The organism is Roseateles sp. PN1 (assembly GCF_038419725.1).
Taxonomy (GTDB): Bacteria; Pseudomonadota; Gammaproteobacteria; order Burkholderiales; family Burkholderiaceae_C; genus Paucibacter_A.
This window is the reverse complement of the sequence record NZ_JBCARA010000004.1, coordinates 19,537-43,574: the sequence shown is the minus strand read 5'-3', so window position 1 is coordinate 43,574 and position 24,038 is coordinate 19,537. Positions and strand designations below refer to the sequence as shown.

General features: G+C 63.8%; 24 protein-coding genes. 18 read left to right on the top strand and 6 right to left on the bottom strand.

The features are described 5' to 3' along the window. The first annotated feature begins 22 nt into the window (after window positions 1-22). Together AABB87_RS07420 and AABB87_RS07415 are read left to right on the top strand one after the other, a co-directional pair. Window positions 23-226, top strand: coding sequence for a DUF3460 family protein (locus tag AABB87_RS07420; protein WP_058719120.1), 204 nt, complete (start codon window positions 23-25; stop codon window positions 224-226). Between the two features lie 102 nt (window positions 227-328). Continuing rightward, on the top strand, window positions 329-1,126 hold the full coding sequence (locus AABB87_RS07415) for a segregation and condensation protein A (RefSeq protein WP_082680294.1): 798 nt from the start codon (window positions 329-331) through the stop codon (window positions 1,124-1,126). 96 nt (window positions 1,127-1,222) lie between these two features. Here AABB87_RS07415 and AABB87_RS07410 read toward each other — a convergent pair whose 3' ends face one another. From AABB87_RS07410 to AABB87_RS07400, 3 genes are all read right to left on the bottom strand, one after another. Then, window positions 1,223-1,975: a response regulator transcription factor gene (locus tag AABB87_RS07410; RefSeq protein ID WP_341970657.1), complete on the bottom strand. Its 753-nt coding sequence runs from the start codon at window positions 1,973-1,975 to the stop codon at window positions 1,223-1,225. A gap of 110 nt (window positions 1,976-2,085) precedes the next feature. Continuing rightward, on the bottom strand, window positions 2,086-2,541 hold the full coding sequence (locus AABB87_RS07405; RefSeq protein ID WP_341970656.1) for a MaoC family dehydratase: 456 nt from the start codon (window positions 2,539-2,541) through the stop codon (window positions 2,086-2,088). Continuing rightward, the gene (locus AABB87_RS07400) at window positions 2,534-3,175 is read right to left on the bottom strand and encodes a ParA family protein (protein ID WP_058722091.1); all 642 of its coding nucleotides are present in this window, start codon (window positions 3,173-3,175) and stop codon (window positions 2,534-2,536) included. The genes AABB87_RS07405 and AABB87_RS07400 overlap by 8 nt, the downstream gene beginning before the upstream one ends. 187 nt (window positions 3,176-3,362) lie before the next feature. Here AABB87_RS07400 and kefF point away from each other — a divergent pair, with 187 nt between their 5' ends. From kefF to AABB87_RS07385, 3 genes are all read left to right on the top strand, one after another. Beyond that, a complete protein-coding gene (kefF, locus tag AABB87_RS07395) occupies window positions 3,363-3,992 on the top strand; it encodes a glutathione-regulated potassium-efflux system oxidoreductase KefF (RefSeq protein WP_341970655.1) in 630 nt (209 codons plus the stop codon). Then, window positions 3,989-5,809, top strand: a complete 1,821-nt coding sequence (kefC, locus tag AABB87_RS07390) for a glutathione-regulated potassium-efflux system protein KefC (protein WP_341970654.1) — start codon at window positions 3,989-3,991, stop codon at window positions 5,807-5,809. Before kefF ends, kefC begins: the two co-directional genes overlap by 4 nt. Window positions 5,810-5,973: 164 nt before the next feature. Beyond that, window positions 5,974-6,405, top strand: a complete 432-nt coding sequence (locus tag AABB87_RS07385; protein WP_341970653.1) for a DUF1841 family protein — start codon at window positions 5,974-5,976, stop codon at window positions 6,403-6,405. A gap of 151 nt (window positions 6,406-6,556) precedes the next feature. On the opposite strand, the gene AABB87_RS07380 is transcribed toward AABB87_RS07385, so the two are convergent. The 3 genes from AABB87_RS07380 to flgA all read right to left on the bottom strand — a co-directional run bounded on the left by AABB87_RS07380 (window position 6,557) and on the right by flgA (window position 8,267). Next, the gene (locus AABB87_RS07380; protein ID WP_058719115.1) at window positions 6,557-6,958 is read right to left on the bottom strand and encodes a hypothetical protein; all 402 of its coding nucleotides are present in this window, start codon (window positions 6,956-6,958) and stop codon (window positions 6,557-6,559) included. A 120-nt stretch (window positions 6,959-7,078) separates the two neighbouring features. Beyond that, entirely contained in the window at window positions 7,079-7,408 is a 330-nt protein-coding gene (gene flgM, locus AABB87_RS07375; RefSeq protein ID WP_341970652.1) for a flagellar biosynthesis anti-sigma factor FlgM, read from the bottom strand. 124 nt (window positions 7,409-7,532) lie between these two features. Beyond that, complete coding sequence (gene flgA, locus AABB87_RS07370) at window positions 7,533-8,267, bottom strand: flagellar basal body P-ring formation chaperone FlgA (protein ID WP_341970651.1); 735 nt, start codon at window positions 8,265-8,267, stop codon at window positions 7,533-7,535. 186 nt (window positions 8,268-8,453) lie between these two features. Between flgA and flgB the strand changes: the two genes are divergently transcribed. The 13 genes from flgB to AABB87_RS07305 all read left to right on the top strand — a co-directional run bounded on the left by flgB (window position 8,454) and on the right by AABB87_RS07305 (window position 23,863). Next, window positions 8,454-8,867, top strand: a complete 414-nt coding sequence (gene flgB, locus AABB87_RS07365; RefSeq protein WP_341970650.1) for a flagellar basal body rod protein FlgB — start codon at window positions 8,454-8,456, stop codon at window positions 8,865-8,867. Between the two features lie 28 nt (window positions 8,868-8,895). Then, the gene (flgC, locus tag AABB87_RS07360; RefSeq protein ID WP_341970649.1) at window positions 8,896-9,309 is read left to right on the top strand and encodes a flagellar basal body rod protein FlgC; all 414 of its coding nucleotides are present in this window, start codon (window positions 8,896-8,898) and stop codon (window positions 9,307-9,309) included. A gap of 34 nt (window positions 9,310-9,343) precedes the next feature. Then, entirely contained in the window at window positions 9,344-10,006 is a 663-nt protein-coding gene (locus tag AABB87_RS07355) for a flagellar hook assembly protein FlgD (protein ID WP_341970648.1), read from the top strand. 38 nt (window positions 10,007-10,044) lie between these two features. Further along, on the top strand, window positions 10,045-11,355 hold the full coding sequence (gene flgE, locus AABB87_RS07350) for a flagellar hook protein FlgE (RefSeq protein ID WP_341970647.1): 1,311 nt from the start codon (window positions 10,045-10,047) through the stop codon (window positions 11,353-11,355). A gap of 26 nt (window positions 11,356-11,381) precedes the next feature. After that, window positions 11,382-12,107 carry a flagellar basal-body rod protein FlgF gene (gene flgF / locus AABB87_RS07345; protein WP_341970646.1) on the top strand — a complete coding sequence of 242 codons (726 nt, stop codon included), beginning with the start codon at window positions 11,382-11,384 and terminating at the stop codon, window positions 12,105-12,107. Between the two features lie 12 nt (window positions 12,108-12,119). Next, entirely contained in the window at window positions 12,120-12,902 is a 783-nt protein-coding gene (flgG, locus tag AABB87_RS07340) for a flagellar basal-body rod protein FlgG (RefSeq protein ID WP_058719108.1), read from the top strand. Window positions 12,903-12,910: 8 nt separating this feature from the next. Next, entirely contained in the window at window positions 12,911-13,588 is a 678-nt protein-coding gene (locus AABB87_RS07335) for a flagellar basal body L-ring protein FlgH (protein WP_341970645.1), read from the top strand. Between the two features lie 45 nt (window positions 13,589-13,633). After that, on the top strand, window positions 13,634-14,752 hold the full coding sequence (locus AABB87_RS07330) for a flagellar basal body P-ring protein FlgI (RefSeq protein WP_341970644.1): 1,119 nt from the start codon (window positions 13,634-13,636) through the stop codon (window positions 14,750-14,752). Window position 14,753: 1 nt separating this feature from the next. Further along, window positions 14,754-15,623, top strand: a complete 870-nt coding sequence (flgJ, locus tag AABB87_RS07325; RefSeq protein WP_341970643.1) for a flagellar assembly peptidoglycan hydrolase FlgJ — start codon at window positions 14,754-14,756, stop codon at window positions 15,621-15,623. A 22-nt stretch (window positions 15,624-15,645) separates the two neighbouring features. Then, window positions 15,646-17,637, top strand: a complete 1,992-nt coding sequence (flgK, locus tag AABB87_RS07320; protein WP_341970642.1) for a flagellar hook-associated protein FlgK — start codon at window positions 15,646-15,648, stop codon at window positions 17,635-17,637. Window positions 17,638-17,721: 84 nt separating this feature from the next. Continuing rightward, a complete protein-coding gene (gene flgL / locus AABB87_RS07315) occupies window positions 17,722-18,951 on the top strand; it encodes a flagellar hook-associated protein FlgL (RefSeq protein ID WP_341970641.1) in 1,230 nt (409 codons plus the stop codon). A 119-nt stretch (window positions 18,952-19,070) separates the two neighbouring features. Further along, entirely contained in the window at window positions 19,071-20,249 is a 1,179-nt protein-coding gene (locus AABB87_RS07310; RefSeq protein ID WP_058719102.1) for an EAL and HDOD domain-containing protein, read from the top strand. 62 nt (window positions 20,250-20,311) lie between these two features. After that, window positions 20,312-23,863 (top strand): PAS domain S-box protein, encoded by a 3,552-nt coding sequence (locus AABB87_RS07305; RefSeq protein WP_341970640.1) that lies wholly within the window; start codon window positions 20,312-20,314, stop codon window positions 23,861-23,863. The last annotated feature ends 175 nt before the right edge of the window (window positions 23,864-24,038 follow it).

Sequence of the window (24,038 nt, the reverse complement as noted above, 5' to 3'; positions counted from 1 at the left end):
TTTCCCTCACACACTCATCAAAATGCCATTGTTCTGGAAAGCCTACAAGTCCGAAGCCAGCACCTTCATCGATGAGCTGAAGGCCAAGCGCCCGACCCTGGAGCAAGAACAACGCGCCGGCCGTGCCCTGCTGTGGGACAAGAACGTGGATCGCGCCGCCCAGGCCGATTACCGCGCCGCCCGCGTTGAGCAGCAGCCCTACGTCTACCAGACCAAATCCAATTAAGCAGCGCTGCCACGCCGGCCTGTGAGCCAGAACACCGAGCTCAGCCTGCCGCCACTGCCCGAGGCGGATGATGCGCAGGCGCTGCCTACGGCTGCCGCGCTGATGCCGGAGGTGGTGGACAACGTCGCCGTGGCGCGGCTCTATGGTGAGCCGCTGTTCCAGATGCCGCTGGACCTCTACATCCCACCGGATGCGTTGGAGGTTTTTCTCGAAGCCTTTCAAGGCCCGCTGGACCTACTGCTCTATCTGATCCGGCGGCAGAACTTCAATATTCTCGACATCCCGCTGGCGGATGTGACCCGGCAATACCTCAGCTATGTGGACCAGCTGCGCAAGCACAATCTAGAGCTGGCCAGCGAGTACTTGCTGATGGCGGCGATGCTGATCGAGATCAAATCTCGCATGCTCTTGCCGCCCAAGAAAACCGATGACGGCAGCGAGCCCGAAGACCCCCGCGCTGAGCTGGTGCGGCGCTTGCTGGAGTACGAACAAATCAAGCTGGCAGCCGCCAAGCTCGATGCCCTGCCCGTCGTCGGCCGCGATTTTCTGCGAGCCCAGGTGCATATCGAGCAGTCGCTGGAAGTGCGCTTCCCCGACGTCGAAGCGGTCGATCTGCGCGACGCCTGGCTGGACATCCTGCGTCGCGCCCGGCTGGTTCAACACCACCGCATCAGCCGCGAGCATTTGTCGGTGCGCGAGCACATGAGCATCGTGCTGCGCCGCCTGCAGGGCAAGCGCTTTGTCGAGTTTGAGAACTTGTTCGATGTCTCACGCGGCCAGGCCGTGCTGGTGGTGACCTTCATCGCCATGCTGGAGCTGGCCCGCGAGCGCCTGCTCGAAGTCACCCAGGCCGAGGCCTTTGCGCCGATCTACGTGCGCCTGACTTATCAGCCCAGCTGACTAGAACCTGGCCGGCCGAGCCCGAACAATGCCGCTTCGCTAGGCCGCTGAGGCCGATCACACCGAGCAGACCGAGCCCTCAGGGCTGCAATCCGTTCAAGGCTGGCCGTTGCGCCAAGTCGAGAAATGCGCATCGGGCTGCTTTTGCACCAGCTGCCCCACCGCCAGCACGGCTTGCGTGCGCGAACCCACACCCAAGGCCTTGAGCACGGCGGCCACATGGTCCTTGATGGTTTCGACCGACACGCCCAGTTCGCGGGCGATGATTTTGTTGGGCTTGCCTTGCAGCAGCAAGGCCAAGACATCGGTTTGGCGCGGCGTCAGCGACAGGCTTTCCAGCCCGGTGGCGCCCTGGAAGTTAGAGGCCATGGCCTCTTGCTGAATTTGCTGCAGACGGCTGTGCTGGTTTTGCGCCGCCGATGAGGCGCCACTATTGACGGGCGGCGCCGCTTCCGCCCCTAAGCTCATGGGCGGCACATAAATGCCGCCAGCCATCACCAGCTTGAGTGCTTGCGACAGCAGCTCCGTGCTATTGCGCTTGGGCACGAAACCCATCGCGCCCTGGTCGATGGAGCGGATCACATCGCTGGATCGGTCGGAGGCGGAAATCACCACCACTGGCAAGGCCGGATAGTTCTCGCGGAACTCGTCCAGCACATCGAAGCCGCTGGCGTCACCCAACTGCAAGTCCAGCAAGACCAGATTGAAGTCATCGCTGGCCTGCAGCGCCGCGCGCGCTGCCGCCGCGCTGTCGGCACCCACCACATGCACATTGCTGCCCAGACCTTCAATCACCGTTTTCAAGGCCGACAAAATCAATGGATGATCATCGATCAGCAATACCTTCATCTGCCCACTCCCCACGTCCACGCCTCGATCTTCATTTGGAGGCGAATGATAGGTCAGAGGCTGCCCGCTTGGGCATACCCCCTATGGGTGGGTTTCGTCGTGAAGCTGGCCTATTCGAACTGGCGGGTCAGAGATTCGGCCACGCAGACGGGCTTGTCTGATCCTTCGCGCTCCACGCTCACCTCGATGCTGATCTGGGCGCCGCCGCCGGCCAGCGGCTCGCAGCTCTTGAGCGTGAAGCGGCCGCGCAGCCGGCTGCCCACCGGCACAGGCGCGGGGAAGCGTGCCCGCCCCAGGCCATAGTTCAAGCCCATGCGCACCGAGCGGATGCGGAAGGCGGTCTCAAAGAATCGCGGGATCAGGCTGAGGGTCAAAAAGCCATGCGCAATCGTGCAACCAAAGGGGCCGGCAGCGGCGCGCACCGGGTCGGTATGGATCCACTGCTGATCATCGGTGGCATCGGCGAACTGCTGGATGCGCGCTTGATCGATCAAGATCCACTCGCTGACGCCAATCTCTTGCCCTTGCAGGGCGGCCACTTCGGCCAGGTTTGCAAACTCACGCATCGCGATGCTCCAACCAAGTCAACACAGGCTGCCACTGCTGCAGGTCACGCTCGACCCGGCTGGGCGCCACATCCCACAGCGTCAGGCCACGGGCCGCCAGCTGCACATAGTTCTGGGTATCGCGCAAGAAACCCAGAAAGGGCAGCTTCAACTCCGGCACGAACTGCTGCAGCTGCTCGAGCGACAAGGTGCCATCCTTGGCGCGCATGCCCAGCAGAGCGATGTCGGGAGGCTGCTTTTTGTGCGCCAGCTCGCCCAGCAAATCCTGCAGATGCTGAACGAAGTCGAAGGTGGCTTGAATATCAAACAGACTCGGCTGCATCGGAATCAAGATCTTGTCCGCCAGCTTGTACAAGGCCTTGAGCCGTTTGCCCCCCAGACCGGCCGGGGTGTCGATCACCACATGGCTGACGCCCTTGGGCGGCTTGACGGTCAGCTCGCCGTCAAAGTCCCAACCCTGAATGGCCGGCAGCTGCGGCGGACGCAGGCTGAGCCAGCGGCGCGAGGACTGCTGCTTGTCCGCGTCCCCCAGCATCACCTGGTGGCCGCGCCAGGCCAGCGCGCCCGCCACATTGGTGGACAGCGTGCTTTTGCCGACACCCCCCTTGGGGTTGGCAATGAGGATCACGGGCATATTGACTTCCTTGATTTGAGGCGGCGCACCGGGCTCTGGCGGCAAGCAGACTGGGTGCTCGACGCGCCAATGACTGGCGCTCACTTTCCGAGGCATCGATCTGTGACGAATGAAACCTCGTGCGGATTGGCTGCGCGCAATGGTAGCGCCAGAATTTTTCGGGCGAACTGCGGTTAGGCTGTGCGCCATGTGCCCTGTTTCCATCCTTCTGGCCCACCCGGACCTGGCCCAGTCGCGCGTCACGCGCGCCCTGGCGCAGGCCGTTGAGGCCGCTGCCAGCCCCTTGCTGGATTTGCGCGACCTCTACCGCCTCTATCCCGATTACGCCATCGACCTCGCGCAAGAGCGCCACATGCTGGCGCAAAGCCAGATGGTGGTGCTGCTGCACCCCTTTCACTGGTACGGCATGCCCGCCTTGCTCAAGCTCTGGGTCGACGAGGTGCTGAAGTTCGGCTGGGCCTATGGGCCTGGCGGCGAGGCGCTGCGTGGCAAGACGCTTTGGCTGGTCAGCTCCACCGGCGGCCAGGCCGAGTCCTACAGCGCGGATGGCCATCACGGCCACGCCATCGACGCCTTCTTGCTGCCCTACCAACAAATTGCCCGCCTGTGCGGCATGCAATACCGGCCGCCGCTGCTGCTGCACGGCGCGCATCGCGTTGACGAGGCCGAGCTGCACCAACATGCCTTGGGCTTTGTGCAGGCCTTGCTGAATTTTTCCAATCCATCGGCCGCCCAGCCGCCCAGCCTTCCGGAGATCGAGTTGGATGCTCGCCCTGCCCTGTTCAGCCCCCTGGCACAGCCAGGCAGCCGCCGATGATCACGCATTCCTGGCTCGACCTGCCGCTGGTCTTTCTTGCCGCCGCCGTGCTGGCCGTGCCCTTGGCGCGCTGGCTGCGCCTGGGCGCCATCCTGGGCTATCTGGTCGCCGGGGTGCTGATCGGGCCCGCCGTGCTGGGCCTGGTGAGTGCGCCGGAGACGATCCTCGAAGTGGCCGAATTCGGCGTCGTCTTGATGATGTTTCTGGTCGGGCTGGAGCTGGAGCCCAAGCGCTTGTGGGCGCTGCGCCGGCCCATCTTCGGCTGGGGCACGCTGCAGCTGCTGGGTTGCACGGCGCTGCTGTTTGGCCTGGCGCTGCTGCTGGGCCAGCCTTGGCGTTTGAGTCTGGTGGTGAGCCTGGGGCTGGCCATGTCGTCTACAGCAGTGGCCATGGCCGTGCTGGCCGAGCGCAATGTGGGCCGCACCACGGCGGGCGAAGCCATTCTCAGCGTCGCCTTGCTGCAAGACATTGCCGCCATCCCCATCCTGGCCCTGGTGCCGATTCTGGCCGCCAGCGGCGCCAGTGATGGCGGCCACGGCGGCTGGCAGGCGCTCAAGGCCGTCGCGGTGGTGCTGAGCATCATCTTCGGCGGGCGTTTGCTGCTGCGCCCCGCGCTTCGCTGGATCGCCCGCAGCCGCACGCCCGAGATCTTTACCGCCGCCGCCCTGCTGTTGGTGTTGGGCACGGCGGCCTTGATGCATGCAGTGGGCCTGTCGATGGCGCTGGGGGCTTTTCTAGCCGGCGTACTGCTGGCCGACAGCGAATACCGGCGCGAGCTGGAAACCGATCTGGAGCCTTTCAAAGGCCTGCTGCTGGGCCTCTTCTTCATCGCCGTGGGCATGGGGCTGGACTTGCGCGTGTTGCTCACCCAGCCGGGGCTGGTGCTGGTCTTGCTGACGGCCTTGCTGCTGCTCAAAACCCTGCTGCTGGCGGGCATGGCGGCGTGGATGAAGATTCCGCTGCTGGAGCGGCCCTTGTTCGTGATCTTGCTAGCCCAGGGTGGTGAGTTCGGCTTCGTGGTGTTTCAGCTGGCGCAGAGTTCCGGGCTGATCGATGCCTCGCAGAACTCGGCCCTGGTGGCGGCGGTGGCCTTATCACTCGCCTGCACGCCGCTGCTCTTGCTGCTGGCTGACCGCCTGCTGCTGCCCCGTTTGCTGAGCCGCGCCCAACCGAACCAAGCCGAGCAAGAGCCGCTCAAACCCACGCCCATCATCATCGCGGGCTTTGGCCGCTACGGGCAGATCGTGGGGCGCCTGCTCTACGCCAACGGCTTCGAAGCCACGGTGCTGGACCAGGACGCCGAGATGATCGAGCTGATGCGCGAATTCGGCTGGCGGGTGTTTTTCGGCGACGCCACCCGGCTTGATCTGCTACGAACAGCGGGGGCAGCCGAGGCCAAGATTTTGGTCTTGGCGGTGGACGATGTGGCGCAAAGCATCGCCATTGCCGAGTTGGCGCACAGCCATTTCCCGCAGCTCAAAGTGGTGGCCCGGGCGCGCAATGTGCAGCACTACTTCCGTCTGCGCGAGTTGGGCGTGACGCTGATCGAGCGTGAGACTTTCGACGCCGCGTTGATGAGCGGCCGCAGCGCGCTGGAGTTGCTGGGCCTGCAGCCGCACGCGGCGCGCAAGCTGGCCTGGCGCTTCCGGCAGCTCAACCTAGATCAGTTGGAAAAGTCAGTTCCTATTGCCAAGGACCGGGCAGCCTTGATTGCCGTGGCCAAACAGGGACGCGAGCAGTTAGAGCAGCTCTTCGCCGAGGAAAGAGCGGCAGGACGCAGGCCGGGCTCGGATCAGCTGCCCCAGGATTGGACTTAAAACTCAGTCAGCGCATGGCGCCGTCAAAGGCAATGACGGCGCGGGATCAATCCCGCCCGGTTGACCTCCGCAAAATGGAAAAGCACGCAAAGAATGGCCTTGCCTTTCAACTTGGCGCCGGGGCTCGCAGACACGCCGCGCGCCTGCGGCGACAATAGCGCTCTATGTTTGCTCCGTCCCAACTCGAAGTCCGTCGTTTTTTCTGTGCCACCTACCGCAAGCTGCGCGCTGGCGCGCCGCTGATTCCCATGGAGGTGATTGCTGCCGACTGGATCAGCGAGCATCCCGAGTACCACGCCGAGCTTGCCGATGAAGAGGCTGCTTTGGCGGCGGTGTACAGCGTAGAAGAAGGCCGCACCAACCCCTTCTTGCACCTGTCCATGCATCTGACGATCACCGAGCAACATGCCATCGATCAGCCGCATGGCATCCGCCAAGCAGTGGAATTGCTGGCTTCGCGCCGCAACTCGCTGCATGAGGCCCACCACGCGGCGATGGACTGCCTAGGCGAAATGATCTGGGCCTCGCAGCGCAGCGGTCTGCCACCCGATGGCCACGCCTACCTGGACTGTGTCAGCCGAAAAGCAACTAGCTGAAACTCAAGCGCTCAGCCGCAATGCAGCGCTAAGTGGGGTTTTCTTCCAAAAACCCAAGGCTTGACCCTCGGACTGAGGCAGCCACAAACAAGAAAAAAGGCCACGCATGCGTGGCCTTTTGCTGTAGCCCAAAGGGGCTTGGAAGTCGGGTTCAGGCCTGGATAGATCCGCCCAGCGTCTTGCGCTCGTTCTTACCCATGGCCGAGTACAGACCCGTGGCCTCACCAGGCATCAGCACATCGATGGCGCGATCCAGTGCGGCGGTTGCCCGTGCCAGCGACTCACGCTGGGCGGCGACCCGACCACCGGCTTGCACCAAGCGGTTACGCAGATGGGGCGGTACGCTGCCACTGCGGGCGGCTTCACTGAATGAGCTGATGGCCAGCGCCAGCGCTTGATGCAGCTTGGCGGCGTTTTGCTCGATGGCTTGGGTGTCGCGGCGCAGCAGGGCCTCGCCCAGCAGGTTCAGGCAGGACTCAACCTCCATCAAAGGCTGCTCCAACTGCTCACTCAGAGCGGCGTTGTTCGTGTCAGTAGGCGGCAAAACTTGCATGACTATCCCCGCCATTAGGCGTTGAGAAGCGTTCAGTCCGCGCCTTGCTTAAAAAGGCGCGTGGAAGTCGTCTGTCTATCCCTCGCTGGCGGTCTGCGCGTCAAGCGCAGACCACAAGCGTCAATGAGATGACATGCGACCCATCAATTCCTGTGCATTGGCAATCAACTTATCGGCCACCGCCTCGGCGTTGACCGTGAACTTGCCGTCGGTAATGGCTTGCGAGATCCGGCCGACCTTGGCGGTGTCAAAGCTGCCATCGTCCGCCACACCTTGCAAGAGCTTGGTGGCCGTGCTCGACAGCTGAATGGTGGCGCTGGCCTGTGGTGCTTTGCCTGCCGGCGCGCTGCTGCCGGAGGCCGGCGCACGCGCTGGCTGGCTGGCGGCGGAGGACTTCTTCTCCGTGCCAACCGCAGTCGCGGCGATGTCAGGGCTGTTAGCGATCTTCATGATGTTCTCCATAGGTCTGAGCGAACCCAAACCTCGACTACGTTGTCCGGGGTATCGACAGGGGACATGAAACCTTTAGAACTTTCGACAACAAATTTGGGCGAATAGCGGCCTGCGGATGCTTTCACAACAGCACCTCAACGCGTCGTTCTGCAATGGCGCGACCGGTCACAACCCGGCCGTTCTCAAACTTGATCTTGACGTTCTGGCCCTCCAGCCCGACACCCAGCGCCTGCCCTTCGCCGGCCACAGAATAACCCGGCCCCGAGGCCAGCACCGTTACCCTATCACCGGCCGCAAAAACCTGCCGCTGTTTCAACACATTGTTACGCACCGCCTCACCCGCGGCCAAAGGTCGCAGCAAGGTCCTTCCCACCAGCGCTGCGCCATCGATGAAAACGGCGCCAGGCTCGGCAGCTATATCTATTTCGGCCGTTGCCAGCTGAGCTTGAGTCAGCACCACCCCGGAAGCCAGGGGGTCGGCGGCCACAATGGCGCGGGCGTAGACCTTGATCCGCACCGGCAAACTGACATTCCAACGCGACGCGCCCTCCACACAGCGTAGGCCGATGCGGGTGGCGCCCCACATTTGCAAGCCGGCGGGCAGATAGGGTTGAACCTGCGCACATGGCGCCAAGCGCAAGCGCGGATCCAATTTGCCCACGTCTACTTCTACCCGTGCTTGGGCGGGCAAACCGGCCGCAACGCCTTGCGTGGCGATCTGCTGCACACGCTGCAAGACATCGCTGCCCAGGCCGGCCCCCGCTTGCGCGGCCGCAGCCGTCGCAATCAAGGCGAACAAGCCTCCGAGCGCCAGATGGCGGACGGTGCTTGTGGACTGAGGGCGAATTTGGAACATGGCTGAACTTTAGGCCTGAGACCGTCCCGACCTTGGGCCGAAATGCACAGCAAAGGCGCTGCTTATCCCGCTAATGTTTTGCTGCGTCGCCAAACACAATCCGGTCACATCGTCATATGCCCTCTTTGCGCCCCGGACTCTCATGGCCCGGCCCCAGCAAGAAGGGCGACGGGAAGGATGACCATCATGTTGAATCGATTGACCGATAACTTGAACTTCCAGACCCAGGCACTTGCCCTGCGGTCGGAACGCCAGCGCATGCTGGCCAGCAATATCGCCAATGCCGACACACCCGGTTACCAGGCCCGCGACATGAACTTCGCCAAAGCCTTGCGTGACGCCACCGCCGGCGCTCAAGGCCCCGGCAGCTTGGTCAAAACGCAATCGGGCCATATCCCTGCCGCCACCGGCACCCGCAGCGATTCCGAAATGCTCTATTCCACCGCCGCCCAGACCAATCTGGACAGCAACTCGGTCGATATGGATCGCGAGCGCGCCAACTTCGCCGACAACGCCGTCAAGTACGAGGCCACCCTACGCTTCATCAACGGCACGGTGCGCACCACGCTCGACGCGATGAAGTCGCCGAACGCCGGCTAAGCGGACTAGTCCCTGGGAGCAGCTCATCATGTCCATGTTTCAAATCTTCAATGTCTCTGGCAGCGCGGTCAGCGCGCAAAGCCAGCGCCTCAATGTGGTGGCCAGCAATCTGGCCAACGCCGACACGGTGGCTGGACCCGACGGCCAAGCCTACAAGGCCCGGCAAGTGGTGTTCCAGACGGCCTTGGTCGGCGCCGGCAATGACATGGGCGCTGCCGGCGTGCGGGTCAGCAATATCAGCGAAGACCAGACGCCAGGACGCAAGGTGCACGACCCCAAGCATCCGCAAGCCGATGCCGAAGGCTATGTGACCTATAGCAACGTCAACACGGTCGAGGAGATGGTCAACATGATCTCGGCCTCGCGCTCCTATCAAAACAATATTGAAGTCATGAGCACGGCCAAAAGCCTGCTGCTCAAGACCCTGCAGCTCGGCCAGTAACGAGCACTAGCCCGACCCAACCGGAGAGTCTTCCATGGACTTCAGCACCCTCAACACCACCACGAAGGCCGCGGGCAGCAGCGCCAGCACCGTGGCCAGCGCCACCAGCCCCAAGAGTGTGCAGGACACGCAGGACCGTTTCCTCAAGCTGCTGGTCGCGCAGATGCAGAACCAGGACCCGATGAACCCGATGGACAACGCCCAGGTGACCAGCCAGATGGCGCAGATCCAGACGGTCAGCGGCATCAGCACCTTGGACAACACCGTCAAGTCACTCGGCAATCAGTTCAACCAGATGCAGGCACTGCAAAGCGTGTCGCTAGTCGGCCGTTCGGTCAGCTTCGAAGGCAATCAACTCAATATCAGCGGCGGCAAAGGCATTGGCAGCTATCAGCTTCAGTCACCAGCCACCGCAGTCAAGTTGGAAGTGCTCAATAGCGCCGGTGTCGTGATAGACACCCAGCAGCTCGGCGCCCAGGGCACGGCCAAACAGGACATCAGCTGGGCGGCCGACAAGGTCGACCCGAATGGCAAATACACCTTCCGCATCACCGCCACCAAGGGCACGGCCACGGTGGGTAGCACGACTTATGCAGAAGACAAGGTGATGGCCGTCAACACCAGCGGCACTAGCCTCAAGCTGGAATTGCAAAGGCTGGGCCTGGTCGACTACAGCAGCGTCAAAGCAATTGACTGACTGAGTTTTCACAAAATCCTCTCACCGGACGAAACATCATGAGCTTCCAACAAGGCCTCTCTGGTCTCAACGCCTCTAGCAAGAACTTGGACGTGATTGGCAACAACATCGCCAACTCCGCCACCTACGGCGCCAAATCGTCGCGGGCCGAGTTCCAAGACGTCTACGCCGGCGCCCTGAACGGTGCGGGGGCCAACTTGGTGGGCATCGGCACCTCCCTGGCAACCGTGGCCCAGCAATTCACCCAGGGCAATATCACAACCACCGAAAGCCCGATGGATCTGGCCATCAATGGCGGCGGCTTCTTCCAACTCAGCGATGGCCTCAACCCGGTGGAATACAGCCGCAACGGCCAATTCAAGGTCAGCCGCGATGGCTATATCGTCAACAACAACAATCTCAAACTGCTGGGCTATCCGGCCGATGGATCCGGCATCGTTCAACCTGGCTTGGCCCAGCCGCTGAAGCTCCCCACTTCGGGCATTGCGCCTAAGACCACTTCAGAGATCACCACCGAGTTCAACCTCGACTCGCGCGCCAAGGTCACCGCACCCGATGGCGGCGGCATCGACATGAAGAGCCCGAAGACCTATAACAACGCCACCTCGCTGACGGCCTATGACGCCAAGGGCCAGGACGTGGCGGTGACCCTGTATTTCCAAAAGGGCCCCACCGACCCCACCGATGGCAGCACCACCTGGAACGTCTTCGCCACCGCCAATGGCACGCCGTTCGAGACCGACTCGGAAGGCGCCGCTATTGCCCTGGATGACAGCGGCAACCCGACCACGCCCTACACCACGATCACCTTCCCGGCCAACGGTGGCTCGCCGATTGCGCCGACGACCAAGATCAATATGGACATCCCCCCCGGCAAGAATGCGCAAGGGGCCGACACCTTGGGCATCGCCGGCGTGCAATTCGACATGCTGGGCGCCACCGAAAACGGCTCCGGCTTCGCCGTCACCAACCTGACTCAAAACGGCTATGCGCCGGGTCAACTGGCCGGCATCTTGATCGAGAACAGCGGCATCGTGATGGCACGCTACTCCAACGGTCAATCCAAGCCCGCCGGCCAGGTGGAGCTAGCCTCCTTTCGCAATCCGCAAGGCTTGCAGCCCATGGGCGGCAACGTCTGGGCCCGCACCTTTGCCTCCGGTGAGGCCGTGGTCGGCGTGCCGGGTGACGGCAATATGGGCAAGCTGCAATCCGGCGCGCTGGAAGAGAGCAATGTCGACCTGACGGCCGAGCTGGTGAATATGGTGACCGCGCAACGCGCCTACCAAGCCAACGCGCAGACCGTCAAGACACAAGACCAGGTGCTGCAGACCATCGTCAACCTGCGTTGATGAAGTTCGCCTGAGCAGGAGCCGCCATGGACCGGATGATTTACCTCTCGATGGCAGGCGCCAAGGCCTCCATGCAACGGCAAGACACGTTAGCCAACAATCTGGCCAATGTGTCCACCAACGGCTTTCGGGCCGAGTTGCAAGCCTTCCGTGCCGTGCCAGTGCAAGGCAGCGGCGCCAGCACCCGGGCCTACGCCCTGGAAACCACCACCGGCTACAACCCGGAACCGGGTGCCATCATGGGCACCGGGCGCAATCTCGATGTAGCGATGAAGGACAAGGCCTGGTTGGCCGTTCAAAGCCTGGACGGCACCGAGGCCTATACCCGCGCCGGCGCCCTGGATGTCAATTCAGAAGGCCTGCTGGTGATGCGCAACGGCCTACCGGTCGTGGGCGACGGCGGTCCCATCAGCATCCCCCCCGACACCACGGTGGCGATCGGCAGTGACGGCACCATCACCGCCAAGACCGACACCGGCAGGCCGACCACAGTCGGCAAGCTCAAGCTGGTCAGCTCCGAAGCGCCGCTGACACGTGGGCCAGACGGTTTATTCCGCGCCGCCGATGGCGACCTACCCGCCGACGAAACCGCCCGCGTGCAAGACGGCGCACTGGAAGGTTCCAACGTCAGCCCGGTCGAAACCATGGTCAGCATGATTGCCGCGGCACGCCAGTTCGAACAGCAAATGAAACTGCTGCAAATCGCCCAGACCCAGGGCCAGCAATCCGCCAAGCTGCTCGGCACCATTTAAAGGACACCTACCATGATCCGCTCACTCTGGATTGCCAAGACCGGCATGGAGGCCCAGCAGACCCAGCTGGACACCATCTCGAACAACCTCGCCAACGTCGCCACCAATGGCTTCAAACGTTCGCATGCGGTGTTCGAGGATTTGATTTATCAAAACCTGCGTCAAAGCGGCGCCAACACCACCGAGCAAACGCAGCTACCCACCGGCCTGCAACTCGGCCTGGGTGTGCGCCCCGTGGCCACCTCGCGCATCTACAGCCAGGGCAATCTGCAGCAGACCACCAACAACCTGGACCTGGCGATCAAGGGCAATGGCTTCTTCCAGATTCAGCAGCCCGACGGCACCACGGCCTACACCCGTGACGGCTCCTTCCAGCTCGACGCCAACGGCCAGATGGTCACCAATAACGGCTACACCCTGCTGCCGGGCGTCACCATTCCTAACAACGCGCTGAGCGTGTCGATTGGCAATGACGGCACCGTCAGCATCACCGTGCCGGGCACGCCGAACCCGCAAACGGTCGGGCAGATTCAGTTGGCCAACTTCGTCAATCCGGCCGGCCTGGACCCCAAGGGCCAGAACCTGTTCACCGAGACCGCCTCCTCCGGCACGCCCAGCACCGGCGCGCCCAATGCCAACGGCTTGGGCGCCTTGCAGCAGGGCTATGTGGAAACCTCCAACGTCAATGTGGTGGAGGAATTGGTGGCCATGATCCAGACCCAGCGCGCTTACGAGTTGAACTCCAAGGCCGTGCAGACCTCGGATCAGATGCTGCAAAAACTCGCACAAATTTGAGCCAAGCCATGAATAGCCTGTCCAAACTCAGCCTGGCCTTGCTGGCCGCATCCCTGAGCGCCTGCGGCACCATCTACCCCGAGCCCCGCGTGGAGCTGCAGCACATGCCGGTGGTCAATCTGCCGCCATTGCCGGTGGCCGCGCCCAGCAATGGCTCGATCTATCAGGCGGTGAGCTACCGGCCGCTGTTTGAAGACCATCGCGCCCGCCTGGTCGGCGACACCTTGACTGTGCAGATCGTCGAGAAAATCAGCGCCAGCCAAAGCTCCACCAGTGCCATCGACAAGACGGGCAGCATCGCGGGCAATGTGACGGCCATCCCCTTCGTGAGCCCGAGTGCCTTCGCCCGCGCCTCCGCCGCCGGCACCTCGGCCACCAAGTCCGCGGGCAAGGGTAGCAATGAAAACACCAACGATTTTTCCGGCAGCATCACGGCCATCGTGACCGCCGTGCTGCCCAACGGGCACTTGATGATTTCCGGCGAGAAGCAGATTGGAGTGAACCATAACGTCGATGTTTTGCGGTTTTCCGGCCAGGTTGATCCGCGCGCCATCGTGCAAGGCAATACCGTGCCCTCGGCGTCTATCGCCAATGTGCGCATTGAGCAGCGCGGCCGCGGCGCCACGTCGGACGCGCACGGAATAGGCTGGTTGTCGCGCTTCTTTTTGAACCTTTCACCGACTTAAGTTTGCGCAGAATCGGTCGTAGGAGTCCCTCACTTCACGACCATCATGCAAACCACCACAACACGTCTTTTCGGGGTCTTGGCCCTGAGCCTCAGCCTGCTGGGCTGGAGCCCAGCCGCCAGCGCCGCCCGCATCAAGGAAGTGGCGGCCGTGCAAGGCGTGCGCAGCAACTCCCTGACCGGCTACGGCTTGGTCGTGGGCCTTGACGGCACCGGCGACCAAACCACCCAAGCGCCCTACACCGGCCAAAGTTTGACCGCCATGCTGCAGCAGTTTGGCGTCATCCTGCCGCCGGGCGTGACCATGCAGCCCAAGAACGTGGCCGCCGTGATGGTCACCGCCTCCCTGCCCGCCTTCGCCCAGCCTGGCCAGCAGCTGGACATCAACGTATCCTCCGTCGGCAACTCCAAGAGCTTGCGTGGCGGCACCCTGGTGACCACCCCGCTGCGTGGCGCCGATGGTCAGGTTTACGCCATGGCCCAGGGCAATCTGATCGTTGGCGGCGCAGGCGCCTCGGCCGGCGGCTCCAAAGTGCAGATCAATCACCTCTCGGCCGGGCGCATCCCGGCCGGTGCGACGGTGGAGCGCTCGGTCGCGACCCCGCTGCAAAACGGCGAATACATCCAACTCGACCTCAACGCGGCCGACTACAACACCGCCCGCGCCGTGGCCCGCGCCATCAACAAGGCCAAGGGGCCAGGTCTTGCCCAGGCGGTGGACGGCCGCGTGGTGCGCGTGCGCGCACCCAGCAATCCGGATGAGCGGGTCAACTTCCTGGCCGATCTGGAAGTCTTGCCGCTGGAGCTCAGCGAGCCCGCCGCGCGCATCGTCATCAACGCCCGCACCGGCTCAGTGGTGATGAACCAGGCCGTGACGCTGGCCGCTTGCGCGGTGGCACACGGCAGCCTCTCGGTCACCATCAGCTCAACCCCGGTGGTCAGCCAGCCCAATGCGCTGTCTGGCGGGCAAACGGTGGTGAGCGAGAAGACCGATATCTCCATCAAACAAGAGCCCGGCTCGCTGATTCAGCTGCCTGCCGGGGTCAAGCTGGCCGAAGTGGTGAAGGCGCTCAATTCCTTGGGCGCCACACCGCAGGATCTGCTGGCAATCCTGCAAGCGATGAAGAGCGCCGGCGCGCTGAACGCCGAGCTTGAGGTAATTTGACATGGCTCTCTCGGCAAGCAATTTGGCCGGCAGTCTGGGCAGCAGCACCGGCACCGACACCCGCAGCATCGAAGCCCTGCGCTCGGCCGCCGCGCGCGACCCCAAGAACAGCATCCGCGAAACGGCCAAGCAGTTCGAGTCGCTGTTCATGCAAGAGGTGATGAAAAGCATGCGCGCCTCCACCATGGCGACGGGCATGCTGGACAACCCCGGCACGCAGATGGGCACCGAGATGCTGGACACCCAATTCGCCGGCAAGCTGACCGGCCTGCCCGGCGGCCTCTCGGACGCGATTGCACGCCAGTTGCAGCGCCAGATGGGCGTCAGCGACAAGGCCGAGGCCGCCAAGACCTTGCAGCCCTTGCCGGCCATGGCCAAGAAGGGCATCGCCCCGCATGTGCAGAGCTTTATCCAACAGCACGATGGCGCGGCCAAAGCGGCCGAGGCCAGCACCGGCATCCCCGCCAGCTTCATGCTGGCCCAGGCCGCCCATGAGTCGGGCTGGGGCAAGCGCGAAATCAAGGGTGTGGACGGCAGCAACTCCTTCAACGTCTTCGGCATCAAGGCCACACCGGGCTGGACCGGCAAGGTGGCCGAGGTTCAAACCACCGAATACATCGACGGCAAGGCCCAAAAAGTAACGGCCAAGTTCCGCGCCTACGGCAGCTATGACGAAGCCTTCAAGGACTACGCCAAGCTGATCGGCAGCAACGACCGCTACCGCAATGTGGTGGCCCAAGCCCAGGGCGGCAGCGCCGAGGGCTTTGCCCGCGGCTTGCAAAAGGCCGGCTATGCCACCGACCCCGAGTACGCCAGCAAGTTGGCCAGGGTCATCAACACCACGGTGCGCGTGCAGCGCGCCCTGGCCTGATCGATAACAAGGACACAGCCATATGGGCGCACTTCTGGGCATAGGCATACGCGCGATGTTCGCCAACCAGGCGGCCTTGCAGGCCATCGGGCAGAACATTGCAAACGCCAACACGCCCGGCTACTCACGCCAGTCGGTGGTGCTGACGACACCCGAGGGCCAGTTCACCGGTGCGGGCTATTTCGGCAAGGGTGTGTCGGTGCTGACGGTGGAGCGTTCGCACAATGAATTCCTGACCAAGGAGGCGGCCAGCAGCAAGGCGACGGCCTTCATGGATCAAACTCGCGCCGCCTCTTTGGGCCAGCTGGAGAAGCTTTTCCCGCCAGGTGAAAGCGGCATCGGCTACGCAGCCGGCCAGTTTCTCAATGCCATGGTGGATGTGGCGAGCCGCCCATCTGACCCCTCTTCGCGCCAGGTGGTGCTGGGCCGGGCCACCGAGCTGGCCTCGCGCTTTTCTGCCGCCGGCCAGCAATTGGTGGATTTGCAAGCAGGTGTAGTTAGCGACTTGAAGGCCAATGTGGCCGTGGTCAACCAGATCACCAAGCAGATTGCCGTCGCCAATGACCAAGTGGCGCGTGCCAATGGCAACGGCCACGCGCCTAACGACTTGCTCGATCAACGTGATCAGCTTATCTCGCAACTCAGCCAATACATCCAAGTCACCACCCTGCCCGCCTCCGACGGCACCGTGGGCGTCTTCATGGGCGGCGGCCAGCGCTTGGTGTTGGGCGCCAACTCACAAGAGCTCAAGATCACGCCCGACCCCTACGACGGCAAACGCGCCCAGGTCAGCATCGATGAGTCCAACGGACCACGCGCGCTTGATGCCAGCGTGCTGACCGGCGGCTCCATCTCGGCCTTGGTGCAGTACCAAGACATTGATCTGCAAGACGCCCGCAATCTGCTGGGCCAAATGGCCGCCGCCATGGCCACACGGGTCAACGACCAGCAGGCCTTGGGTCTGGATCTCTCCACAACTCCAAGCAAGGGTGGCCCCATCTTCGGCATCGGCAGCCCCCGCAGCCTGCCGGCGGCCACCAATGCACGCAATGCCGACGGCAGCTTCGCCGCCAGCGTCAATCTGAGCATCACGGACGCCAGCCAGTTGCAGGCCAGCTCTTACAAGCTGAGCGTGGATCCCGCTGGCACCGGCGCTTTGCAACTGGTGCGCCTGAGCGACGGGCTGACTCGCACGGTCGCCAACGGCGACACGGTGGACGGCTTCAAGATCGACCTGGCCGGCGCCGAACCCAGCGCGGGCGACTCCTTTTTGCTCGAACCGGTAGCGCAGGCCGCTGTGGACATGAAGCGGGTGCTGGACCGAACCACCGGCATTGCCGCAGCCTCACCGCTAACCGCCAACGCCAGCGTCAACAACAAGGGCACGGCCACGGTGGACTCGATGTACGCCGTCAATAGCAAGGTCGACCCGAGCAAGGCGCCGATGTCCATCGCCTTCGGCACGCCCGCCGCCGGCAGCAGCCAGGTGCCGTACACCCTGACCCTGAGCGATGGCAGCGTCTACACGGGCGATTGGACCTCCGGCCAGCCTATCGGCAACCAGCCAGGTGCCACGCCGCCCATTGACCTGGGCTTTGAGCTCAAACTCAACGGCGTACCCAAGGCTGGCGACACCATCACGGTGGACGCCACCAAGTTCACCACCGCCAACAACGGCAATGCCAAGGCCTTCCTGAACATTCAGACGGAGACCTTTGTCGGCCGCCGCACCCTGCCCGACGGCAGCGTTGCCCTGGGCAGCACCATCAACGATGCCTACTCCACCGCCATGAGTGAGATCGGCTCGCGGGTACAGGGCAGCAACTATTTGGCCACCGTGTCCACCTCGGTGGCCGCCAATGCCGAGGCCACCCGAGCCGGCCAGGCCGGCGTCAATCTTGATGAGGAAGCCTCACGGCTGATGCAGTTCCAGCAAGGCTACCAAGCCGCGGCCAAGGTCTTGCAGGCCGCCCAAACCATTTTTGACGAGCTGCTCAAGCTGGCTGCACGTTGATGGCGATGAATAGCTTCAAAGCCGCTCACACCACGCCGTTTCGCTCAGGCTGTTTGTCACGCAATCCCTAAGGAGCCATGAATCATGCGCCTCGCTACTTCCAATATGTTCGACGCCAGTATTGCCAATTTGCAGCGTCGCCAGCAAAAGCTCCAGGAAACACAGGGCCAACTCACCTCCGGCAAGCGCATCGCACAGGCCAGCGATGACCCGACCGGCGCGGCGCGCGCCGAGCGCGCCTTGGTCAGCATCGGCCGGGTCGATGCCAACCAGCGCGCCTTGGAAGCCAGCCGCAACAGCATGATCCTGAGCGAGTCGGCATTGGGCGATGCCAGCGAGTTGATGCAGCAAATGCGTGAAGCCATGATGGCCGCTGGCAATGCCAGCTACAGCGATTCCGAACGCGCCGGCCTGGCCAACAAGATCGCCGGCCTGCGCGACCAATTGCTCACCATCGCCAACCGCAGCGACGGCGCCGGCGGCTTTCTGTTCGGCGGCCAAGGCTCGGGCACGCCGCCATTTCTGGACCAGAACGGCGGCGTCACCTTCACCGGTGTTGGCGGCAGCATTCAGACTGGCAATATGGACAACTTCGCCCTGACCATCGACGGCGATCAGGCCTGGCAACAAGCCCGCTCGGGCAATGGCAGCTTCGTCACCGGCCCAAATGGCAATACCGCTGGCGCGAGCACGCCACCGAAGGGCTGGATCGACAGCGGCCGGGTCACCAACCCCGGCCTGCTGACCGGCAATAACTACAACATCGTGATCAGCGGCACTGCGCCTGCGCAGACCATCGCGGTCACCAATACCGACACCGGCGCCGCCGTGCCGCTGGACGGCAACCCCACAGGCACGTTCACCCCCGGCAAGGGCATCAGCTTTGATGGCATGGCCATGACCATCTCGGGCAAGCCGGTGGACGGCGACCAGTTCAGCATCAAGCCCTCCAGCAACGACCTCAAGGTCTTCGACGTGCTGGACAAGGCGGTGGCCGAGTTGCGCGCGCCTTTGCGCGGGCAGGCGGAGATCTCGCAGTCAAACTCCAACCGCATCCGCGACCTCGACGCGGTGATGAGCAATCTGCAAAATGTGCGCAGCCAGGTGGGCGAGCGCATGAATAATCTGGACGGCACCGAAACCCGTATGGCCGCCCTCAAGCAATACAACAAGTCCGAGCAATCGGCCGCCGAAGACCTGGACATGACTCAGGGCATCTCCGACTTCCAGAACCAGCAAACCGGTTATGACACCGCACTCAAAACCTATGCGATGGTGCAGCGCATGACCCTCTTCCAATACATCAACGTCTGATCGCAGGCGCGCCGCCCTATGCTGCGGCATGGCTGAGCCACTGCTTGGCCCTTGACCCTAGCCCCGACACCGAATTCGACCCAGGCCACGGCCACTTTTTCTCTTCGAGCACAGGACTCATGAACTACTCACATTTGGGTGCAGTCGCACTCGCTTACGCCCCTCTGATCGACGCCCAGCGCATGGTCACCGCCACCCGCCTGACGGTGGTACCGGTTCGGCCTGATGCCAAGCTCGATGGCGCCGAAGTTCTGGCCTGCCTGAACGAAGTCTGGCCCGCCGGCGGCGGCCAAGTCATCCTGCATGTGCTGAGCGAAAGCCTGCTGCTCGAGTTGCTGGGCACCGAACTTCCGGCCCATGTGCAGCTGGAAGTGCCGGCCTTTATGTGCAGCGACGCGGCAGTGGCCGAGCAATTGCAAACGCTGAAGAAAAAGGGCAATGTCCTGCTGCTCAAGGGCGTGCCATCGCAAGGCCTGGCACCCGAGCTGAATGCTTGTTTCAAGCAGGTGGTCCTAGGCCCGGACGACGAGGCCCGTGGCAGCGCGGAGCTGAAGCTGCCGCGCTTGATCAGCGGCCTGCGCAGCGCTGCCGACATTGATGCCGCCTTCAAGCGCGGCGCACAAGGCGTCATGGGCTGGCCCATGCAAGGCGCGTTCGAGCCCGCCCCCGGCGCGCCACGCAGCGATATTCAGGCCGACCTGCAAGTCATCGTCGAGCTGATGTCGCGGGTCGACCAGGACGAAGACATCGAGCGCCTGGAACAAACCCTCAAGCGTGACCCCAGCCTGGCCTTCAAGCTCTTGCGCTATCTGAACTCGGCCGCCTTCGGCCTGCCGGTTGAGGTGTCATCCTTCCGCCACGCCATCATGCTGCTGGGCTACCCGCGCCTGAAGCGCTGGCTGGCCCTGCTGCTGACGACCGCCAGCAAAGACCACAGCATGCGCCCCATCATGTACGGCGCCCTGCGCCGTGGCCTCTTGATGGAAGAGCTGGCCAAGAGCATGAGCGACAGCGAGCTGCGCGATGAGATGTTCATCTGCGGCCTGTTCTCCCTGCTCGACCATATGCTCAAGCAGCCCTTCGACAAGCTGCTGCAATCGATCCCGATGCCGGAGCGCGTGCGCCAGGCCCTGGTGGACGGCAGCGGCCCCTACCAGCCCTATCTGGCGCTGGTGCAAGCGATCGAGAACGAATCCATCTTCGACATTCGCAGCGCGGCCGAGGGCCTGATGCTGGGTCTGGAAGAAGTCAACCAATGCGTCTTGCGCGCCCTGGCCAAGGCCGCCCAGTTGGAGTGAGCGGCCGACTCCTGCAGCCGCGCGCTCCGGGAGTCGGAGCCGGGGCCGTAAACTCCTCGGCAATGCCTGCCTCCTCTGCCACGCCATCGCCGCTGACCCAGCTCTCGCTGCTGCCCCAGGACTTAGCCGCCCTGCAGGGCTTGCTGGGCTTGGTCAGCGACCCCGTGCTCTTGCTGGGCGAGGCACTCGATGTGCTGGAGGCCAACTCCGCCGCCCAACAGCTGCTGGGCCAAGGCCCAGGACAACAGGCCAAGCCCCTGCACAGCTTGCAAACCAGCCACGGTGGCCGCTTGGGCGACTGGCTGCGCCTGGCCAGCCGCGCCATGCAGGACGGCCGCCGCGGCCCGCCAACGCCGGGCTTGAAGCTGGACCACGGTCAACGTGCCTCGCTCACCTTGGTGCCCCTGCAAGCGCAGGAGGAACATGCGGCGCGCTGGCTGCTGCATGTGCGGGCCGAAGAGAAAAACAAACCAGGTCTGAGCAAACGCCCCGGCCAGCCGGGAAGCGAGAGCCCGCCAAGCGCCGCCGCTGAAAGGAGTGCCGACGGCGCGCCCGAAGCCTTCAACCCTGCAGCCCCCGACGTTCAAGCCGAGCCGCAAGCCCATCAAGCCGCCGCCCCGCTGCAAGGCCGTGAGCAAGTGCTGCGCGAGCAAGCCGAACGCACCCAGGCCGAGCTGGCCCAATGGCTGGCGCTCAGCCCCCTGCCCATGGTTTTGTTCGACGCCACCGGCCTGCTGCTGAAAAGCAACCGCGCTTTTGCCGAGCTTTGCCTGCAAGTCCCGGTGACCTTGCAGCAGGCCGAGCCAGCCATGCAGCAATTGCTGGGCTGGGAAAACAAGCAGGCCAGCGAACTGCTGAGCCAGGCCAGCGAGCGCGTGCAGACGCAGGCCAGCCTGATCGACCCCGCCGGCCGCACCCGCTGGTTCGCCGGCCGCATCCAGCCGCTGGACAGCTCGGCCGCCAGCAGCAGCCTGCCGCGCCGCTATATGGCGGTGCTGGAGGACCGCAGCGCCGATCAAGAACGCGATCTGGCCTATCAACAAATGGACGCGCTGATGGACACCGCCAGCGTTGGCCTGGCCACCTTCGCCCAAGACGCTGGCTGGCTGCGGCCGCGCAGCTCAAGCCGTGGCGCCAAGCAACAAGGGGAAGCCCGCCGCAACACCCTGACCGGCCTGCAAGGCGTGGGGCGCGACATCGTCGAGCCCGGCTCACTGGCCGAGTTCGAGCGCCTGCAACGCGCGCTCAAAAAGGGCGACCGCATCGAGGTGCGTTACGCCGTGCGCCACCCCGAGCTGGGGCGGCGCTGGCTCTTGACCCGTGTGGAGCCGGGCCAGCTCAGCTCCGGCCAACGCACCACTTCGGTCGTGACCTTGGACGTCACCGCCCAAGCCCAGGCCGAGAACCGCAGCGAGCAGTTGCTGCACGAGCTGCGCACCATCATGGATGGCGCCGGCCTGGGCCTGGCCTATTTCCGCGGCGACAAGCTGCAGCGCTGCAATCACGGCTTCGAACACATGCTGGGCCTGCACGAGCCCATGCCCATCGGCACGCCGGTGACGCAGATGTTCGCCGCCTTGCCCGAGTTGTCCGCCCAATTGCAAGAAGCCTTGGCGCAAGCGAGCGACGGGCAAGATTTTGAAGCCGAGTTTTTGCAAGTTGGCAGCGAAGCCTCGCAGCCGCGCTGGCTGTCCCTGACCCTGCGCCGGGTCGCGCCGGACGACGAGGAGGCTGAAGGCACCCAACGCCTCGGCAGCAAGAGCAGCGAAACCATTGCCGTCATCAGCGACATCAGCCGCCTGAAGGCCCAGCAGGCCGAACTCGAAGCTTTGGTGCAAGACCGGGAGATGATGTTCAGCCTCTCGGACGTGGGCATCGCCATTCAGCGCAATGGCCGCATCACTCGCGCCAACGACGCCCTGGCAGCGCTGACCGGCTACCGCATCCACGAACTCAGCGGCCTGGCTCACCGGGACTTGTTCGAAGATCCGCAGGAGGTCGAGCATTACAGCGAGGTGGTGCAGGAAGACCTGCACAAGCATGGCCTGTGGCGCGGCGAGCGACGCGTGCGCCGGCGCGACGGGACTACCTTGTGGATGCAGATCAGCAAACGCGTGATGCGCCCCGGCGCGCCCGACGAAGGCCTGATCGTCACCTTTGTGAACGTGGACGACCGCTGGCGCGCCCAGCAATCGCTGATGCTGCAGACCGAACGGGAACGCGCCGTGCTGGACTCGGTGCTGGTGGGCATCGTCACCGTGGGGCGCGGCGGCATCGAGTGGATGAACCGCTCGGCCCGGCGCATGTTCGGCGGCGACCTGAGCGAGTTCGCGGGCCAGAGCATGAGCATGGTGGCCACGCCGGACGCCAATCACCCCTTCCGCCACACCCACTATCTGGATGAGTTGACGGAAGGCGAAACCGAAGCCTTCGAATGCCGCCTGAAAGCACTGGACGGACGCGAATTCTGGGTCGTGGGCAATGCGGTCGTGACCGGCTCACGCCATAGCGGGCGCCAGCTCACCTACGCCTTGCTCGACATCGACCGACGCCGCCAGGCCGAGGCACAAACTCAGCAGGCACAGGCTTCACTCAGCCGAATCATCGAGGCCGCGCCACTGGCCATCACTTTGCACGATGCCAAGACCCTGGCCGTGGCCCAGATCAACCATGCCGCCGCCACCCTGGCCGGGCGCAGCGAGCAGGACTTGCTCGGCGCCAGCCCCGAGGAATTATTTGGCCGCGAACAAGGCGAGATCATTCGCCGCGACATGCAAGAGGCCTTGGCCGCTGGTGCCGTTACCCAGCGCGAGTACCGCCTCGGCGAAGGCGAGAACATGCGCGTCTGGGACGCCCGCTTCATGCATCTGGCCGGCACCACCGATGGTTCGGAAGCCAACGCGGACGGCTCGCCCGAACAATTGCTGCTGGTGGCCAGCGATGTGACCGAGCACCGTGCGGCCGAAGAGGCCCGCCTGCACGCCGCAATCTCTCAACGCGAATTGCTGGTGCGCGAGGTGCATCACCGCATCAAGAACAATCTGCAAGGTGTGGCCGGACTGCTGCAGCAGATCGCCCAGCGCCGCCCCGAGGTGGCGCCGGTGATCAGCGAGGCCGTCGGCCAGGTGCACGCGATTGCGCAGGTCTACGGCTTGCAAGTGGGCAGCTCCGGCCCGCTGATGGTGCGCCGGGTGATGGAAGCCATCATCGGTTCGGTCCAGCGCATGTCGGGCCGTACCATCAACACTGTGATTGAGGGCGAAACGGCTGACCAGTCCTACGCCTGGGCCTTGCCGGAAGCCGAATCGATTCCGATTGCGCTGACGCTCAACGAATTGCTCACCAACGCTATCAAGCACAGTCCTAACAGCGATGTGCAGTGCACCCTGATCTGTGGCGTCGACCAAGTGGCGGTGGAAATCGTCAACCCCGGCCAGCTGCCGCCCGAGTTCAACCTCACGCAAGTGCCCGGTGGCGTCTCGGGCCTGGGCCTGGTGCGCGCCCTGCTGCCACGCCGCAGCGCGGTGCTGAGCCTGAGCCAACGCGGCGACCACGTGGTCTGCCGCGTCGAGTTGCTGCCCCCGAGCGTGAGCTTAGGCGTGGCAGCACCCTGAGTGCGCGCACCGCTTGTGGTGCCAGGTTTTGCCTCCAGTCTGCAGTGATTGGCACGATTCACCGCCTGCCCGGCCCCAGCGCCACTCAGACGCGGGGGCAAGAGCGCCGCAGCCATCAACGCAAGCTCGGTGTTTCAGCGACAATGGACGCCGTGAGGTCAGCATTTGCTCGACC

What these genes read in the sequence shown, in the direction of transcription:
- AABB87_RS07420 (WP_058719120.1), top strand. Translation starts at nt 23, where the DNA reads ATGCCATTGTTCTGGAAAGCCTACAAGTCCGAAGCCAGCACCTTCATC.
- AABB87_RS07415 (WP_082680294.1), top strand. Translation starts at nt 329, where the DNA reads ATGCCGGAGGTGGTGGACAACGTCGCCGTGGCGCGGCTCTATGGTGAG.
- AABB87_RS07410 (WP_341970657.1), bottom strand. Translation starts at nt 1,975, where the DNA reads ATGAAGGTATTGCTGATCGATGATCATCCATTGATTTTGTCGGCCTTG.
- AABB87_RS07405 (WP_341970656.1), bottom strand. Translation starts at nt 2,541, where the DNA reads ATGCGTGAGTTTGCAAACCTGGCCGAAGTGGCCGCCCTGCAAGGGCAA.
- AABB87_RS07400 (WP_058722091.1), bottom strand. Translation starts at nt 3,175, where the DNA reads ATGCCCGTGATCCTCATTGCCAACCCCAAGGGGGGTGTCGGCAAAAGC.
- kefF (WP_341970655.1), top strand. Translation starts at nt 3,363, where the DNA reads ATGTGCCCTGTTTCCATCCTTCTGGCCCACCCGGACCTGGCCCAGTCG.
- kefC (WP_341970654.1), top strand. Translation starts at nt 3,989, where the DNA reads ATGATCACGCATTCCTGGCTCGACCTGCCGCTGGTCTTTCTTGCCGCC.
- AABB87_RS07385 (WP_341970653.1), top strand. Translation starts at nt 5,974, where the DNA reads ATGTTTGCTCCGTCCCAACTCGAAGTCCGTCGTTTTTTCTGTGCCACC.
- AABB87_RS07380 (WP_058719115.1), bottom strand. Translation starts at nt 6,958, where the DNA reads ATGCAAGTTTTGCCGCCTACTGACACGAACAACGCCGCTCTGAGTGAG.
- flgM (WP_341970652.1), bottom strand. Translation starts at nt 7,408, where the DNA reads ATGAAGATCGCTAACAGCCCTGACATCGCCGCGACTGCGGTTGGCACG.
- flgA (WP_341970651.1), bottom strand. Translation starts at nt 8,267, where the DNA reads ATGTTCCAAATTCGCCCTCAGTCCACAAGCACCGTCCGCCATCTGGCG.
- flgB (WP_341970650.1), top strand. Translation starts at nt 8,454, where the DNA reads ATGTTGAATCGATTGACCGATAACTTGAACTTCCAGACCCAGGCACTT.
- flgC (WP_341970649.1), top strand. Translation starts at nt 8,896, where the DNA reads ATGTCCATGTTTCAAATCTTCAATGTCTCTGGCAGCGCGGTCAGCGCG.
- AABB87_RS07355 (WP_341970648.1), top strand. Translation starts at nt 9,344, where the DNA reads ATGGACTTCAGCACCCTCAACACCACCACGAAGGCCGCGGGCAGCAGC.
- flgE (WP_341970647.1), top strand. Translation starts at nt 10,045, where the DNA reads ATGAGCTTCCAACAAGGCCTCTCTGGTCTCAACGCCTCTAGCAAGAAC.
- flgF (WP_341970646.1), top strand. Translation starts at nt 11,382, where the DNA reads ATGGACCGGATGATTTACCTCTCGATGGCAGGCGCCAAGGCCTCCATG.
- flgG (WP_058719108.1), top strand. Translation starts at nt 12,120, where the DNA reads ATGATCCGCTCACTCTGGATTGCCAAGACCGGCATGGAGGCCCAGCAG.
- AABB87_RS07335 (WP_341970645.1), top strand. Translation starts at nt 12,911, where the DNA reads ATGAATAGCCTGTCCAAACTCAGCCTGGCCTTGCTGGCCGCATCCCTG.
- AABB87_RS07330 (WP_341970644.1), top strand. Translation starts at nt 13,634, where the DNA reads ATGCAAACCACCACAACACGTCTTTTCGGGGTCTTGGCCCTGAGCCTC.
- flgJ (WP_341970643.1), top strand. Translation starts at nt 14,754, where the DNA reads ATGGCTCTCTCGGCAAGCAATTTGGCCGGCAGTCTGGGCAGCAGCACC.
- flgK (WP_341970642.1), top strand. Translation starts at nt 15,646, where the DNA reads ATGGGCGCACTTCTGGGCATAGGCATACGCGCGATGTTCGCCAACCAG.
- flgL (WP_341970641.1), top strand. Translation starts at nt 17,722, where the DNA reads ATGCGCCTCGCTACTTCCAATATGTTCGACGCCAGTATTGCCAATTTG.
- AABB87_RS07310 (WP_058719102.1), top strand. Translation starts at nt 19,071, where the DNA reads ATGAACTACTCACATTTGGGTGCAGTCGCACTCGCTTACGCCCCTCTG.
- AABB87_RS07305 (WP_341970640.1), top strand. Translation starts at nt 20,312, where the DNA reads ATGCCTGCCTCCTCTGCCACGCCATCGCCGCTGACCCAGCTCTCGCTG.